This window comes from Kribbella sp. NPDC058245 (genome assembly GCF_042882005.1).
Classification (GTDB): Bacteria; Actinomycetota; Actinomycetes; order Propionibacteriales; family Kribbellaceae; genus Kribbella.
Window position 1 is genome coordinate 333,958 of the sequence record NZ_JBHVWY010000003.1, and the last position, 16,063, is coordinate 350,020.

13 protein-coding genes are annotated in these 16,063 nt (G+C 69.1%); 6 read left to right on the forward strand and 7 right to left on the reverse strand.

Annotation, left to right across the window (positions count from 1 at the left end; all coding sequences use genetic code 11):
* The first annotated feature begins 1 nt into the window (after position 1).
* Both ACFVWG_RS08115 and ACFVWG_RS08120 read left to right on the forward strand, forming a co-directional pair.
* A complete protein-coding gene (locus tag ACFVWG_RS08115; protein ID WP_391542447.1) occupies positions 2–409 on the forward strand; it encodes a hypothetical protein in 408 nt (135 codons plus the stop codon).
* Complete coding sequence (locus ACFVWG_RS08120; RefSeq protein ID WP_391542448.1) at positions 409–1,914, forward strand: hypothetical protein; 1,506 nt, start codon at positions 409–411, stop codon at positions 1,912–1,914. Before ACFVWG_RS08115 ends, ACFVWG_RS08120 begins: the two co-directional genes overlap by 1 nt.
* 69 nt (positions 1,915–1,983) lie before the next feature.
* On the opposite strand, the gene eccB is transcribed toward ACFVWG_RS08120, so the two are convergent.
* Together eccB and eccD are read right to left on the reverse strand one after the other, a co-directional pair.
* Entirely contained in the window at positions 1,984–3,408 is a 1,425-nt protein-coding gene (gene eccB / locus ACFVWG_RS08125; protein ID WP_391542449.1) for a type VII secretion protein EccB, read from the reverse strand.
* Between the two features lies 1 nt (position 3,409).
* On the reverse strand, positions 3,410–4,792 hold the full coding sequence (gene eccD, locus ACFVWG_RS08130) for a type VII secretion integral membrane protein EccD (RefSeq protein ID WP_391542450.1): 1,383 nt from the start codon (positions 4,790–4,792) through the stop codon (positions 3,410–3,412).
* 166 nt (positions 4,793–4,958) lie between these two features.
* Between eccD and ACFVWG_RS08135 the strand changes: the two genes are divergently transcribed.
* The 4 genes from ACFVWG_RS08135 to ACFVWG_RS08150 all read left to right on the forward strand — a co-directional run bounded on the left by ACFVWG_RS08135 (position 4,959) and on the right by ACFVWG_RS08150 (position 9,847).
* Positions 4,959–5,576, forward strand: coding sequence for a hypothetical protein (locus ACFVWG_RS08135; protein ID WP_391542451.1), 618 nt, complete (start codon positions 4,959–4,961; stop codon positions 5,574–5,576).
* The gene (locus ACFVWG_RS08140; protein WP_391542452.1) at positions 5,576–6,175 is read left to right on the forward strand and encodes a hypothetical protein; all 600 of its coding nucleotides are present in this window, start codon (positions 5,576–5,578) and stop codon (positions 6,173–6,175) included. The genes ACFVWG_RS08135 and ACFVWG_RS08140 overlap by 1 nt, the downstream gene beginning before the upstream one ends.
* 5 nt (positions 6,176–6,180) lie before the next feature.
* Complete coding sequence (locus ACFVWG_RS08145; protein WP_391542453.1) at positions 6,181–7,503, forward strand: serine/threonine protein kinase; 1,323 nt, start codon at positions 6,181–6,183, stop codon at positions 7,501–7,503.
* A 64-nt stretch (positions 7,504–7,567) separates the two neighbouring features.
* Positions 7,568–9,847 (forward strand): fibronectin type III domain-containing protein, encoded by a 2,280-nt coding sequence (locus ACFVWG_RS08150; RefSeq protein ID WP_391542454.1) that lies wholly within the window; start codon positions 7,568–7,570, stop codon positions 9,845–9,847.
* A gap of 82 nt (positions 9,848–9,929) precedes the next feature.
* On the opposite strand, the gene ACFVWG_RS08155 is transcribed toward ACFVWG_RS08150, so the two are convergent.
* From ACFVWG_RS08155 to ACFVWG_RS08175, 5 genes are all read right to left on the reverse strand, one after another.
* A complete protein-coding gene (locus tag ACFVWG_RS08155) occupies positions 9,930–10,748 on the reverse strand; it encodes an SAM-dependent methyltransferase (protein WP_391542455.1) in 819 nt (272 codons plus the stop codon).
* A 106-nt stretch (positions 10,749–10,854) separates the two neighbouring features.
* Positions 10,855–12,495 (reverse strand): AAA family ATPase, encoded by a 1,641-nt coding sequence (locus ACFVWG_RS08160; protein WP_391542456.1) that lies wholly within the window; start codon positions 12,493–12,495, stop codon positions 10,855–10,857.
* Positions 12,495–13,142, reverse strand: a complete 648-nt coding sequence (locus ACFVWG_RS08165; protein WP_391542457.1) for a LuxR C-terminal-related transcriptional regulator — start codon at positions 13,140–13,142, stop codon at positions 12,495–12,497. The genes ACFVWG_RS08160 and ACFVWG_RS08165 overlap by 1 nt, the downstream gene beginning before the upstream one ends.
* A complete protein-coding gene (locus ACFVWG_RS08170) occupies positions 13,139–14,404 on the reverse strand; it encodes a hypothetical protein (RefSeq protein WP_391542458.1) in 1,266 nt (421 codons plus the stop codon). Before ACFVWG_RS08170 ends, ACFVWG_RS08165 begins: the two co-directional genes overlap by 4 nt.
* Positions 14,401–16,005 carry a BTAD domain-containing putative transcriptional regulator gene (locus ACFVWG_RS08175; RefSeq protein ID WP_391542459.1) on the reverse strand — a complete coding sequence of 535 codons (1,605 nt, stop codon included), beginning with the start codon at positions 16,003–16,005 and terminating at the stop codon, positions 14,401–14,403. Before ACFVWG_RS08175 ends, ACFVWG_RS08170 begins: the two co-directional genes overlap by 4 nt.
* Between the last annotated feature and the right edge of the window lie 58 nt (positions 16,006–16,063).

A 16,063-nucleotide genomic window follows, 5' to 3' on the forward strand; every position in this document is an offset into this window, starting at 1 on the left:
AATGAGCACCATCGACGTGGCTGAGACATTCATCTTCGACGATACCGGCGGAAAGCTCCAAGGCATGGCCGAGGCGTTCGACACTTCTGTCACCCAGGCGGCGAACAGTTCTCAGGTAGCGCCTGCCAACGGCTTGATGCAAGAAGGCAACGACTTCACGAACGCCGAACGCGGCGGCCGGGACATCCTGGGGCAGTTCCTGGCGAACACCTCACGTGGTCTGCACGCCTATGCTGCGGCCATCCTGAAGATCGGCGACCTGCATCACCATCTGCTGGCCGTCAACGACGCCACCCTGCGGCCGCTGATGCGGCGAGACGACAGCCCGGCAGGAGTCGACCCGATGTTCAACACACCGGACTACACGCCACCGGCTCCGGTGCCGCCCGCCCCGGTGGGAGGCAACTGATGGCCGTCGACTACAACGTGGTGGCCGGCGTCACGAAGGCGCAGAGCCTGGTCGACCTGAAGGTCGCGCTGGACGAACTGGCGAGGATCATGAACGGCGAGGCACCGCGCGAGGCATCGACCCAGCAAGCGATCGCGATGTGGCGAGCTGCCGGTGACGGTGTGCAGCTCGCCGCCCAGAACCTGCAGACGCACACCAACGATCTGATGTCCAGCTGGCGCACTCCGGACAACGCACCGCAGTTCGAGGCCTCGATCCAGCGATCGAGAGCATCCCTCAACGATGCCTCCGGCCGGATCGCCGCCCAGGAGGGGACGAACGAGAACGGCGGTGTCGCCACCATGCTGACGCAGGTCGTGACCGCGATCCAGCAAGCGCGGAAGGAGGTGACCGAAACGGGCAATGAGGCCCGTACGCGGATCGCGACCGCGCAGCAGATCGTCGACAACATCATGCTCGATCCGGGCGTCGTCACGAGGGAGGAACTCGAGAAGCCGCACGTCGACTCGATTCGTCCGGTGGCCGCCAGGGGAGGCCAGGCCCTCAATCTGCTCGGCACTATCTACGAGGCCACCGGCAAGGCCATCACCTCGGCAGCTGAAGGGTTGAAGTGGGACGGGCCGGGCGCCGAGCCAGGGGCAGGCGGTCCTCGTTCGGCTGCTCCGGGTGGCGCGCCGAACACTGCCGGAACGGATCCAGGCCAAGGAGCAGATCCGGGCGGTGCAGCTCCGGAAGATGCTGCGCCCGGAGGAGCCCCTGCGGGTGCGGACCCTGGCGCCGGTGGCGCACCGACCACCCCGGAGGGACCCGGTCTCGCGGGGATGCCTACCGCGCCGACGCTGCCTCCACCGACCACGGTTCCGATGCCTCCGCCGGGCCCGACGCCATCACCAGGACCGGTCATCCCGCCGGGCGGGATCCTGCCGATCACCAACACTCCGCCCAGGACGAACCTGCCGTCGGGTGTCGGTGGCGGGCGTGGTGGTGGTCCGTCCGGTCTCGGCGGCCTCACCGGCGGACCCGGCGGGACCGGCAAAGGCGGCGTCGATCCGCGCACACCGCAAGGCCCGGTCCGGGCCGGACAGCAGGTTCAGGCGACCGCTCAGCCGGCGACCGGCGCACCGCCGGCTGCTCCTTCGTCAGGGTCGACAGCCGGTACGACGACCGCCGGGTCTGCCGGCGGAGCCCCGCCGCCAATGATGCCGCCGATGGCAGGCGGAGGCGGCGGCGGCCGCGGTGGGAAGCCGGGCGGTGGGACGATCCGCCCGATCAATCGCAAGCGGAAGTCGCAGGAGGGTGAGACGCCTGGCGTCCCGGCCGGTCTTCGTGGGAGGTCCGGCCGATCGCTGCCCGGGGCGTTCCCGATGGTTCCGGCCACAACCCGCCGCCGCAAGGATGAGCGGGAGAAGCCCGCCGATACGTTGCAACTGCTCGACGAGGAGTTGTGGACGATCGAGGAGACACCGGTCTCCGATCAGCAGCAGCCCGGCCGGTTGGCCACCTGATCACCAGGCTCACACCGATCCGGCCCGGACATCATCGCGATGTCCGGGCCGGATTTCTCGGGTCTGCGATCAGGCGACGGGCCGTACGGCGGCCGCTGGGTCAAGACCGCTGCCCTGTGGGATCCGGGCCACCAACTGCGCGGGGATGCGGATCGGCACGACGCCGGAGTACCCGAGGATCTCCAGCAGCTTCGGATCGGCCAGCGGATACGCGCGCCCCAGATCGGTGATCACTGCCACGGTGCCTACTTGGGCCTGGTCGGAAGACATCGACTCGACGACCGCCGCAGTCCCCGGCTCGACCAGGATCCGGTCGGCCAGCGCAGTGCCGAGCCGGCCGCGCTTGACCGTCACCGCAGCGTCGTCCCGAGCCGGCATCGCACCGTCAACGGTCACTTCGGGCACGGTCGCGCCCGGTTGGTACGTCGCACAGACCGCACCCTGACCGTTGTGCGGGGCAACAAGTTCGGGCATGGTCAGCGGCGCCTGCCCGTCGGTTGCCTGGACTGCCGACGTACCTGCCCGGCCAAGGTTCACCAGGTCGATCGCGATCGCCTGCGGTGCTTTGCCACCGTAGGCTGCCGCCGTCGGCCGGTAGGCACGCTGGACGTCGTACTGAAGCGCGCTGATCGGCGTCAGGTAGTCCTTGGTCGCCAGGTAGTACTGGCGTGCTCCGCTGGACGTGGTCACCACGAACAGCTGGCCGATCTTGGTCTTCGGGCGGCCCTCGACCGCGGTCGACGGGCGGCCGATACCGGCAATCCTGATCGGTGCGATCGGTTCGCCGTCCGGCAGCGCGGCAACGAAGGCTTCGCCGACCTGTGCCCACGGTTGGGAGCCGAGCGCGAGTCCTTGCGTGACGACGTTCGCGGTCTGGAGCTGATGCCGATAGCCCTTCCAGATCAAGTACTTGGATCCGCTGCCCAGCACCTGGACCAGCATGGCCCGGTCCTGCATTGCCTCGTCCTGAGCTGGCCGGGAGCCCACCATCAGGACCGACTCACTGGCAGCAGCACCTGCGACGTCGAGGTCGGGCTCCGAGCAGAGTGTCCAGCCTCCGGTCAGCAGTCGCTTGCGGTCCGGCAGTGCGTCGGGCGCATCCTTGATCCCGATCAGTGGACCGCGCGGGACGTCGGCCAGCGATCGCCGCGAGACCCGTCGTACGTCGCCGTACTTGCCCACGGCAAGCAATGCCGAGGTGTAGTTGGTGACCGGATGCAGATGACCCGCGACGTACACGAAGCGCGTGCCGGTCTCCTTCTCGACCACCACGACGTCGCCACCCGCCCACGCCTTGCTCCCGCCCGGCACGATCAATCCGTAGACCCCGGCGACCGCCAGCGCGACCACCATGATGGCCACACCACCGAAGGCGGCGGCCAGGGGGCGTTTGAACGGTGGGTGTTCGGGATCGCTCTCCCGGGTGACCAGCGCCGAGATCATCCGCTGGACGGAGAACTGGTGCGACTGCAGTTGATCCTTCCTGGTCGCCATCTCAGCCTCCCCAGCCCCGGACGACGCCGTACAGTCCGAGCACGGCCGCGGCGACCGGGATCAACGCCAGGATCACCATGATCTCGACGATCTCGGCGTACCGGCTCAGGTACGGGCTCGGCCGATGACTGGTGTACCAGATCCCGGCGAACACCGCGGCGGCGGCCAGCAGCAGGACAGCGGGCACGATCACCGGCACGGGGTCGTCGAGCCGGCGCGTCCACGGGCCGAGGATCAGCCCCGCGATCCCGACGACGGCCGGGATCAGCAACAGCAACCGTTGCTTGACGATCGGGTACAACCTGCTGCGCAAGAAGGCGCCGACGCTCACCAGAGCCACCAGGTACGTCGCCGACCGGGTCTCGTCCAGCACCAGGAGAACCTGACAGACCGAGAGCACGACCATCAGCCCGATCAGCATCCCGGTCAGCAGTCCGTCGGCGCGAACGACGGCGCCGTACACCTGGCTGCGTGGCGGCAACGGATCGTCGCGCACCAGGTCCGCTGTCGTCTGCGGCAGGATCGGCATCGGCACTCGCCCGAGCCGGAGCGCGAACGGCGCGAAGAGCGGTGAGAACGCCACCAGCGCAGGGGCGAGAACAGCCGCGACATCGGGACCGGTCATCGCATCCGATGTTCCGATCCAAGCACCGATCACACCGAACACACCGACGGCGACGGCTCCGGCGAACAGGACGGCGCCATCCACGATCCCCAAGTAGCACGCACCACCTGCGAGCATTACTGCCGCACTACCGGTGAGCATCTGGGGCGCGCCGACATCCGGCCAGCTGCCGGTCCCGGCGAACAGCAAGCCGCCGCCAAGAGCTGCACAAGGTAAGCCGAGGCCGCCCATCATGACTCCGGCGCCGGAGTCACCGACGACGCGGGCCAAGGCGACGCCTCCGGCGACCAGCAGCAGCGCGGAGAGCAGCAACCAGACAGCCGGTTCGGACCACGGCGAACCGAGCCGCAGGACGGCCACCATCACCACGAGGACCGCCACGGCCGCGCAGGCGAGACCGGCGATCCTGGTGTGCCATGGGGCCCAGGCGGCGCCGAGGCGTCCGGCCCCGGACGCGATCGCGTCGACCAGATCGTCGTACTCGAGTTCGGGCCATTCCAGTTGGCGCGGCACCAGGTGCAGGATCTCGCCCTCGCGGATGCGATGGGAACCGAGGCTGCGACCGAGCATCAGCTCGGTCCCGTCGGCGCGGCGCAGTACCCAGCCGCCACCGGGCGCGCCCTCGTCGGCGAGATGCTCACCGGCCTTGGTCAGGACACCGGGCAGGACCTCGGCGACCGAGGACTGCTCGGGCAGGGCCAGGTCGAGCCTGCGCTGGGGAGTTGCGATGGTGACGCGAAGAAGACCGGTGATGTTCATGGTGCCCCTCTGTGGTTTCCTCGGCCGGATCCGGTCCGCGACCCGGTTGACTACCGAAAGTCAACCGCCGCCGGGCCGGCGTGGGGTCGGCACGACAGCTTCCTGCCGCGACCCCCAGCAGCCTCGCCCCGGCGGCCTACGCTCGCCGGGTGATGAGGAGGTGACCATGGACAGCACGCAACCGTTGCTGCTGCCGATCGGGCACGACATGGGTGTCCGGCACGGCGGCGACGGCAACCGGTACCAACAGGTTCGGGCTGGGATGGATCTGGTCGAGCTGACCGGTCCGGAGTACCTGGTCTGGTTGCTTGCCCATGGCATCAATGCCGCCGACCGGCCGACCCGCTCCTCGGTGACCGTCGCCGCCGAACAGCTCGAGATTCCCCGGGACACGACCGCGGCGATCATCGACCGGATGGTCGCCGACGGATTGCTGGCCGCGGTGGATCCCGTCGCCGGGTCGGCCGTGCCCTTCGCCGAGCGGCATCAGCTGGTACCGCTGTTGATGGGGCTCGGCCAGGACGAGGACTCCTTGCCGACGATCGGGTTGTTCGGCCAGCCGCTCGCCGCGGTCTCGGGAGCTGTGTACGACGTCTGGGTCTGGGCGCACCTGACCCCGCACCTGTGGATCGCTTGCCAGGACGCGGCAGAAGTCGCCCGTCGCGCCGGCGTGACGGAACCCGCGGAGACCGAAGCCGACGGTGTGCTGGCCGGGATCCTGCAAGCCGTTCACGGCCTGCTGAGCGTGCGCGCCGCGTATCTCGACCGTAGAGGACTCGTCTGATGACCACACTCTTCCCGGTCGGGCACTACCTCGGCGTGCGGTCCGAAGAGGGTCGGCCGGTGCATACGGTTCGGATCGGGTGGCGGCAGCACCGGCTGAGCGAGGACGCCTTCGCCACCTGGGTGCTGGCCCACGGCCTGCCGGCCAACGGCCGCGCCGCCTGGACCCGGGCCGAGTTGGTGGACCAGGCCGAGCAGGTCGAGATATCCACCCCCGCAGATCACCTGCAGGCGCTGACATCCGACGGCCTGGTCGCGGCCGTCGACGATGCAGAGGCCTTCGCCCGGCACCACCGGATGGGCGTGTTCTTTGTCGGACTGGGCAATACCCCCGAGGAACTGGGGCAGTTCGCGATCGGTCTCCCGGGCCTGGGCCCGGCTGCGACGCTCGATCCGGACAGCTACGAGCTGTGGCAGTGGGGATCGATCGCACCGAGCCTGTGGCACAGCTGCGAGCTCCGCGCCTCCGTCACGTCCCGAGACGATCAGTCCGTGTCACCGCAGGATGCGGTGACCGAGATCCTCGCGGATCTCCGGATCCTCATTTCCCACGGCTGCGCCTATCTCGACGTCGTGGATCCCGAGGGAGTGCGAGGATGACGGTGATGGCTGAGATTTCTCCTGAGTCGCTGGTGCTGCGGGCCGAGGGGCCGGTGGCTTCGGTGTATTTGGTGCCGCCGGTGGGTGATCGGGCGCTGGGGGTGCTGAAGGTCTATCCGCGGGGGCTGGATCGGCGGACGTTCAATGCGGTGGAGGTTGAGCAGGCGAAGCTGGCTGGGTTGCGGGTGGCTGGGTCGGTGTTGCTGGCTGATGCGGTGGAGGAGTTGCCGGACGGCCGGACCGGGGTGCGGATGGCGTTCTGTCCGCAGTCGCTGGTGGAGCTGGCGGCGGGGCGGGGGTTGCCGATCAGCGATGTCGTCGTACTGGGACAGATCTTGGGGTCGGTGCTGGCGGAGGCTCATGAGGGTGGGCTGGTGCATGGTGGGGTGACGCCGAGCAATGTGCTGGAGCGGCCGGACGGGCAGCCGGTGCTGGCGGATTTCGGGATGGCGCTGCGGTTGCGGTTTCCGCGGGATCTGACGGGGGCGGCGGCGTATACGGCGCCGGAGGTGCTGCGGGACGGGGAGCTGTCGGAAGAGGCGGACGTTTACGGGTTGGGCGCGGTGCTTTATCTCGCGCTGACCGGGCAGTCGCCGTTCCCGACGCGGCCGGGCGAGACGCCGGACGACGTCGTACTGCGGGTGTTGCGGGAGCCGGCGCCGGAGGTGTCAGGGCGGGATGTGCCGCCGGCGTTGACGGCGTTGTTGCGGCGGATGCTGGCCAAGGATGCGGGGACGCGGCCGGACGCGGCCGGGGTGGTGCGCGAGTTCGAGACGTTGTTGCGCGGTACGACGAATGCTGCCGACGAACTGGACTTCGACGACTTCCGGGATGAGCTGGCGGCGGGACGAAGTGTGCCGGTGGCAACGGCTTCGGCGTACGCGAAGACCAAGCCGGTACGGCGGCAGTGGAAGCTGCCACGTAAAGAGGTGCTGGTGGGGATCGCGGCGGCCGTCGCGCTCGTGGTCGTCGTACCGATATTGCTGCGACCGGGCAACGAAACTCCGGTGACGCAGCAACCAACGGCGCCGCCGGTCTCGGCGGCTCCGCAGGTGACCGAGGCGCCGATGATCCAGCTGGATCCGCCGCAGGACAACGGCACCACGGTGGTGCTGAAGTGGAAGTTCGCCAAGGGAGTGAACTACGCCGTGTTCGCCGCGGAGCAGGGATCCAAGACTCCGAAGATCGTCTTCCGCGGGACCGGGACCACATCGACCGTTCAGGTGAGTCCGGGCTTGAAGTACTGCTTCGAGGTGCAGGGTACGGACGGCCGGGACGTCTTCTACAGCACGCCGCGGAGCATCCGCGGTGCCACCTGCAAGAGCTAGCTGCCAGAGCTAGCTGGACGAACTCTGGACCGCGAATGGACCGCCCGCACTTAGGCTGTCAGGCATGATCCGCCTCCAGAGGCTCACCACCCTGCTGCGTCGCGCCGATCCGCCGCAAGGCCGGAAGGGCCGCGCGGGGCTGGCGGCTGTGGTGGCCGGCTGCGTGGCGCTGATGAGCGTGGTCGTGCTGACCGGGGCCGGTGACCCGAACTCGGGGTTCAAGTTCTCCCAGTCGGGTCATTGGGTCTACAACAGCGCGATCGGGCGGGTCTTCCATCTGGACGGCGCGAGCCGGACGATCGATGCCCAGGTTCCGTTGCCCGCCGGTACGCCGGGCGCTCAGGTGGTGCAGTCCGACACTGACGCGTACGTGTTGTCGAAGTCGCGGATCGACCAGTTCGGCAAGTCGGATCTGACCGTGACGAACCCGATCGAGGTACCGGACGAGAAGCCGGTCGGGCTGGAGTCCGCGGGGAACGCGTTCGTGATCTACCAGCAGACCGGCCGGGTGATGCGCCTCGGCGAGCACCCGGCGACGGCGTACCCGGGTGGGCGGCTCGGGGATCCGGTGGTGACGTCGGACGGAACGCTGTGGGTGCTCAAGAGTGACCAGGGCGACCTGTGTCAGTTGCCGTTGACGGCGGACCGGATGTCCTGCCCGGCCTCCGTCCAGAAGGGCCACAAGGGTGCGCTGACGGCGATCGGTGCGAAGGCGGTGTTCGTCGACCTCACCGCCGACCGGGTCTACGACCTGACGCCTGATGGGTTCGGAGCGCACGTCGACCTGAGCACCGACGTACCGGAGACCGCTCTGGTCGCGGGGAACGACGTCGACGGGCGGATCGCGTTCGTGGACCGCGACCAGAGTGTCGTACACCTGATCGGGCTGCCGGACCGGCCCGGGCAGAAGGCGGACGCGCCGATCACGACGAAGATCCCCAAGGGCCACTACGACAAGATCGCCTCGTCGGGGCGCGGGCTGGCCCTGCTGGATCGCCAGGACGCGGACCTGGTCACCGTCGATCGCGACGGCAAGGTCGGCCACCGCAAGGTCGGGAGCTTCGAGCCGACCGGCGACCAGAACAAGGTCGAGCCGAACCTGTTCCGTGGCGACGACTCCAAGGTGTACGTCGACAGTGGCAAGGGTGACAATGTCGTCGTCGTCGACCAGGACGGACGCGCCGAGCCGGTGCACATCGGCAGCCCCGACGACGGCGGGGTCCCGGATCCCACCAAGACCACTACTCCGAAGCCGTCGGACAAGCCGGTCGTCCCGACGCACACGCCGGAACCGCCGGTGAAGTCGACGCCGCCGGCCAACGATCACCCGAACAAGCCGGTCGTGCCGCAGCCTCCGCAGAAGTCTGATCCGCCACGCAAGGAAGATCCCCCGCAGAAGGAGGATCCGCCCCAGAAACAGGATCCGCCGCGGAAGGATCCGCCGGTCAAGCCGGCGAAGCCCGTGATCCAGGCGGGTGTGCCGGGAGCGCCGGGTGGCGTGAGTGCGAAGTACGCGACCGACGGGCCGGCCGTGACGTGGCGAGCCGCCGCACCGAACGGTGCACCGGTGACGTCGTACCAGCTGAGCTGGACGGGTGGTTCGAAGTCGGTCAGCGGGAGCACGCGGTCGACGACGATCACCGAGCTCGAGGGCAAGACCGGGTACTACGTGACGATCCGGGCCGTGAACCGGGTCGGCAGCGGGCCCGCCGTACGGTCGAACCAGGTGAAGAAGGCGTACGCCGAGGCCGAGTCGCCGCGCGAGCTCGTGGTCAGCCACGACGGTACGTCGGGTCAGCTCACGCTCGCCTGGGATGCGCCGACGATGGGTGACGGGACATTCGTCAAGTACACCGTCAGCATCGGGTCCGCCAGCGCCACACCGAAGGTGTCCACGACGACCACCTCGGCGACGGTGACCGGGTTGAAGGACGGTACGACGTACACGTTCTATGTGCGCGCGATCACCAGAGCACCGAACGGCGACACACTGAGTGGCAAGTGGACGAGCCTGCCCGGGAAGCCGATCGGTGCGGACGAGCGGACCAAGCGGGTGGTCGCGTCGCGCGGCGCGGGGACGACGTACGAGGACTGTGTGCCGCCGCAGTGCGCCTTCATCCAGGTCCGGATCGAGAACCTGCAGCCGAACACGAACTACGACATCGTGCCGTACGTCGACGGGAAGGTCTTCAACGAGGGCGCCCGGCTCAAGACGAGCAGCGAGGGTCATCTCCTGGTCGACGACCGGTTCCCGTGCAACATGGTCGGCCACCGGGTGTACGTCACGGTGACCGGTCCCGGCGGTCCGTTCAAGTCCAACACCTTCACCTGGAAGTCCGGCTAAGCAGTCTCGGCCACGTGGCCGTCTGGGCGGACCCGGACGGATCGGAGGCCGTCAGCCCGTCGACCAGGGACTGGCCGGTGGATTAGTCCTTGATGGCCAGGAGGGCGGCGATCAGGCGTTGGTAGTCGCCCAGGTCTTCGGGGGCGTCGGGGTTGCGCCAGAGGGCGGCGGGCACGAGGCCGGGCTCTTCGATGGTGAAGCCTTCGCCGAGGAGGGCGCGGATCTCTTCGTCGGTGCGCCAGCGGCCGCGGCCGAGGGAGCCTTGAAGGACCTGCTCGAGCTCTTGGCTGCGGGGGTCGTTCTCGCTGCGGAAGTGGCTGACGAACAGGTAGCTACCGGAGACGATGCGGTCGTGCCAGAAGCGGACCAGGCCGGCCGGGTCCTCGTCGTCGTTCACGTGGTGCAGGGTGGCGCTGAAGATGATGGCGACCGGCTGGGCGAAGTCGATCAGCTCGCCGGCGACCTGGTCGTAGATCGCCTTCGGCTCGCGCAGGTCGGCCTGGATGACGATGGTGTTCTCGTTCTCGGCGAGCATGGCGCGGCCGTGGGCGAGCACGATCGGGTCGTTGTCGACGTACACGACCTTCGCGTCCGGGTCGAAGCGCTGCGCGACCTGGTGCACGTTGTCCGAGGAGGGCAGACCGCTGCCGAGGTCGATGAACTGCCGGACCGGCGTGTTCGTGACGAGCTCGCGGACGGCTCGGATCAGCACGCCGCGGTTGTCGCGCGGGATGTCGAGCGAGCCGGGCAGTTCCTTGATGAACTTGTCCCCGAAAGCGCGGTCAACGGCGAAGTTGTCCTTACCACCCAGCAGGTAGTCGTACGTGCGGGCGATACTCGGCTTGGTGATGTCGAAACCGGGAAACGGCTTCTCGGTCACCTGCTCGTCTTCGTCGGCCATCGCGGCGGTCCTTCCCATCCGGTACTGACTGTAGTCACTCTATGCGATACAGGCACTACCCCGCCGCCGACCCCTGGACTCTTTACCTAATGCGACCTCATGCGACCTAATGCGCTCCAGCAGCAGCCTGTACGTCGTCCGCCAGCAGCTCGCGGAGTTCGTCCGTGGTCGGCATCCGGCCGAGCAACCGCAGCCGCTGGGACTGTGCTTTACGCATCCCCTCGACCAGCCGGCGTGCCTCCCGGGCGTTGCCGAAGTTGGGTCCGCCGGAGATCCGGTCGAAGTACGACGTCAGTGGCCCACCGGCCGCCGGATCGAGTAGATAGTCCCCACCCGCGACCATCCGATCGGTGATCAGCAGTAGTTCTTCGGCGCTGTAGTTCTCGAACTCGATCGTCTTCGAGAAGCGTGATCCCAGACCGGGGTTGGCCGCCAGGAAGTCCGTCATCTCCGCCGTGTACCCGGCGACGATGACCGCGATCTCGTCGCGATGGTCCTCCATCAGCTTGACCAGCGCGTCGATCGCCTCCTGGCCGAAGTCCCCGCCGCTCCCCGCGGAGCGCGACAGCGTGTACGCCTCGTCGATGAACAGCACTCCGCCGAGCGACTTCTCGAACACTTGCGTGGTCTTCTCCGCCGTATGCCCGATGTACTGCCCGACCAGATCCCGCCGCGACACCTCGGTGAATCCACCGTCCGGCAGCACCCCGAGCGCCTTCAGCAACTTCCCGTACAACCGGGCCACCGTGGTCTTCCCGGTCCCCGGTGCCCCCGCGAAAATCAAGTGATGGCTCACGCCGCCAACCGACAACCCCGCCGTACGACGCCATTCGTTGACCTGGATCTCGTCGACCAGTGCCCGTACCTCGGCCTTGACCCCGGGCAGCCCGACCATCTCGTCGAGGTCCGCGAGCAGCTCGTCGATCGGGCCGCTCGACGCGGCCGTCAGCGGGCTCGCCTCGATCACCTCGACGGTGGCGCCCGCAGCAATCTGCACAGCGGGTTCCGCCGTGTTCGACGCCCGCAACCCCTCGATCGTCCCGCCACACCCCGGCCCGACGGTGACCGCCGGCCCGCGCGTGTCATGCACGGTGACTCGGCGAAGTACCGGCGTACTGCCGTGGGCAACACCGATCCCCTCAGCCCCCGTGTTCCCGATCTCCAGGTCCGACAGCGAAGGCCGGCTGTACTGGTAGACGTACAAGCCACGACCGCCACAACCACTGACGTCTCCACCAGTGACCGTCGGGTCGGCGCCGAGCGCGAACACCATGCCGTCGCCGGACACGTCCCGCACCGAAGTCTCGGTGATCTCACCGCCCGCACCCTCGACGATGATCCCGGTCGCCGCACCAGTAACAGTGCACCGATCGATCCGCACGCCCGGTCCCGCGTGCACACTCACCGCCGGCCGCGAGCCACCCGTGATCGTGCACTGCACCATGCTGAGAGCCGCCCGCTCGGTCGACACCGTCAAGTTGTCGGCCGAGCGGACGACGACACCGTCCAGGGTCAGCGAACCGTCCACCGCCCTGATCGTCGGCCAGTCCGCACCCGAACCGTCGATCACCACCTCGGCGCCGGGCTCGGCGCGCAGCGTGACCGTGCGGCCGCTCAGTTCCAGCGTCTCGGCGTAGGTCCCGGCCGCGATCATCACCGCGGCACCGTCCGGAGCGTCGAGCAGGGCCGCGCCGATCGTCGGGTACGCACCCGGCCGATCGGTCGCGACGGTCAGGATGCGCGACATCAGCTCGCCCGCTCCAGCAGCCAGCCACGGTCGGCCGCCTTCACGCCGGCCTGGAAGCGGCTCCGAGCACCCAGTCGATGCATGATCTGCGCGACCATCCGCCGTACCGTCCGGACCGAGATCCCCAGCTGGGCCGCGGCGGCCTCGTCGGTGGCACCGAGCCCGAGCAGCCGGAGCATCTCGCGCTCGCGCATCGACAGGTCGGTGTCGTCCGGCAGGTCGTCGGCAGCCAGCGGTACGGCGTCCGGCCACACCCGCTCGAACAGCTCGAGCACGGTGATGACCACGCTCGACAGCCGCAGTACGGCGACGCTCCCGTTGGCCGCGTCAGCCGGCAGTACGGCGACCTGACCGTCGATCACGAGTGCGTTCATCGGCACCAGCGGCATCGTGCGAACGGCCGCACCGGCCATCGACATCGCACCGAGATGGCGGCACAGGTTCGGCGCCGTACGGGCGGTGTCGGGGTAGATCGCCCGGTAGCGGACGCCGTGCTTGACGTCGCGCGGCCCGAACGCCGGCCCGGCCGGGGTGAGGTTGCTGAGGGCAATGACCTCGTCCTTGGCGCCGGCCAGCAGTTCGGCGATGGCACCCTGGGCGGGGACGTGGTGGAAACCGGTGGGCCGGTTGATGAGCGTGACAGTCATGATGCTGGTACCCCCAGAGGAAGCGTGGCGGCGACACCGGACGCGTGCCGGCCGTCGAGGCGTTCCGGCTCGACCCCGAAGGACCGCGCCAGTGTGATCAGGACCGACGTCGCCGAGTCGAGCGTGGCGGGATGTGCCGCGGCCAACCGGACGACGACGTCGTGACGGGCAGAGGTGGTGGTGCCGGTGGCCGCGGTGACGGTGATCGCCACGGTCTGCGCGGCGCCGGTCCCGGTGCCGAGCAGGCTGCCGACCAGCGCCTCCAACGTTGCGGTGGGCAACGAGGCGGAGCCGACCAACCGGATGGTTACTTGATGGACGGGCCCGCAGGCCCAGGTCGACCAGCGTTCTTGGAGCTGACCGCGGCCGGCGTTGGCGTGGGCAAGGGCACCGATCGAGGCCAGTACGTCGGCCTCGTCCAGGGCGAGGTACTCGACCTGCTCCCGGTCGAACCGCCGTACCAGCCGGCGAACGGTGTTGGCGACCACCTGACGCAACTGCTCGTCGGTGGCGATATCCGGCGTCCGCTCGGCGGCGACTGCGATCCACGTCCGCGGCTGCCGGTTCTGCTTGAGACCCGAGTGCAGGATCAACTGCAGTCCGACACCGACCGGCTGCTCGTCGGCCGCCTCGGCGAGCGAGGCGAGCTGCGGAAGCAAACGGTACTGGGCATCCGGGCCGAGCCGCAGCGCGACACTGACGCCGGCCGGCCGGCTGAGAACGCCGTACGGCTGTTCCCGCACGGTCACCACGTCGGTCGTCGTACGGCCGAGAAAGGTGCTGACCAGGTTCAGTGCGACGCCGTCGCCGAGGTCGATCCGACGCCGCCGCAGGGCGAAGACCAGCAGGACGCCGATCCACCGGTACAGCCACAGTCCACGAATCCGGACCGCCGTCAGCAGCACCAGTGTCAGCGCGGCCACGGACGTCAGGATCAGCACGGTCCGCGACCCCGTGGTCGCCGCGGCGACCATCACCAGCGCGAGCTGCCAGCACACGATCTGCCCGACCCGGATCGCCCGATCCGGCCGCTCGACCGAATCCGCAACGATCTCAGGCGTCGGAGGCTGTACGACGATCGCCGAGCGCGCCACCGGTCCCGGTTCCGGGGAAGCCACCGCAATGGGTGCTGAGGGCAACTTCATGGATGGGCGGGCCAGCGGGACGCCGACCGCCGTGGCCTGCGGAACCCGAGCAGCGGCAGGCGTTGCGGACGTTTCACGATCAGCGGCCGGAGCGGCCGCCGTGGCCTGGGACCTCATGCGACCAGCTCCGCGGTGGGCCGGCGACCTTCGGTTGCCTGCAGCAACCGATAGGCGTGGTCGCGGACAATCGGCAGCAGTTCGAACCGGCCCGGCGCCGACTCGGCCACCAGGTTCAGATCCATCAGGTGGTCGACCATCGCCTCCGCCTCGTCCGGCCGCACACCCGCGAGGCGGGCGGCCTGGGTGAGATCGAACCGGACCACCGTGCTGATCCGCCGGTACAGCTGCTGCGCCGGCTGCAGCGCCAGCGCCTGGTACTCACCGTCGAACCGGGTGAGCACCTCGCCCAGCGCGTGGCAGCGACCAAGCTGGTCCTCAAGCTGAGTGATCATTCGCGCCGCGGTCCACGGCTGCCGGTTCCGGATCCGCTCGATCAGGTGCCGGATCGCGCCCGGGTGACCGGAGGCCGCCGAGAGGATCTGGGCGTTGTCGGTCAGCTCCGAGGCCTCGCTCAGTGCCAGGAAGTTCAAGGTGATCGCGCCGCTGCGGTCCAGCCCGGTCAGTCGCCGGCGGCTGATCACCAGCACCAGCGCGGCCGGGTCGTTCGGCAGCATCGACCGCACCTGCTCGGCGTGCTCGACGTTGTCCAGGATCAGCAGCCCGCCGGTCGGCGCGACCACGCTCCCGGCGCGCAGATCGACGTACTGCTGGGTCTCGTGACCGGATAGGGCCGCCGCCTCGAGCGCGAAGGCCGTCTTGCCGATCCCCGGCATCCCGTCGATCGTCACGACCCCGGTCGCGCCGCGCAGCGCCTCCAGCTCCGGCTCGCGGCCGACGAAGCCGGCGACCCGCGGCGGCAGGTTCGAGCTGACTGGCGCCAGCACGGGCCGGCGGGTGTCCTCGCTGAGGATCTCCAGGTGCAGTGCGGTCAGCTCGGCACCGGGCTCGATCCCGAGATCGCGGACGAGCGCCGTACGGGCTCGCTGGTACGCCGCCAGTGCGTCGTGCCGGCGTCCGACCAGGCGGTACGCCGCCATCAGCCGGGCCCAGGCGAGCTCGCGGAGCGGCTCCTCGTCGGTGAGCACCCGAAGTACGGCGATCGCCTCCGACGGCCGACCGAGCGCGAGGTGCGCGTCGGCCAGGTCCTCGCGGAGCGTCCGGTGCAGTTCGGTGAGCCGGTCGATAGCCGACGCCGCGTCCTCCGTGAGGCCGTCGTACGGCTGGCCGCGCCAGAGGTCCAGAGCCCGCTGTACGACGGCCACCGCCTCCGCAGCGGATCCACGGGCGAGCAGCGCCCGGGCCTCGTCGCCGAGAGCCGAGGCGGCGTCCGCGTCGAGTTCGCCGGAGAGGACCCGGACCCGGTACGCGCCGGGGCGGCTCTCGATCCGGTCGTCCGGGAGGGTCCGGCGCAGCTGCCAGACGTAGGTCTTCAGGTTGTTCTGCGCGGAGGCGGGCACATCGCGGCCGGACCAGACAGCATCGATCAGTTGATCGGTGCTGACCCAGGCGTTGCGGTGCAGCAGGAGCAGGGCCAGCACGGTGGCGGGCTTACCCCCGCCGACGTCGATCTGAGTGCCGTCCGGGCCGTCCACCTCCAGCGGGCCCAGCACGCGGAAGGCCGGTGACAGGGCCGATGGGTGCGCTGAGTGACCGTTCATGACACATACGATCCGGGGTGACGATGACATTTCGATGACACACGATCCGTGAGGGGAC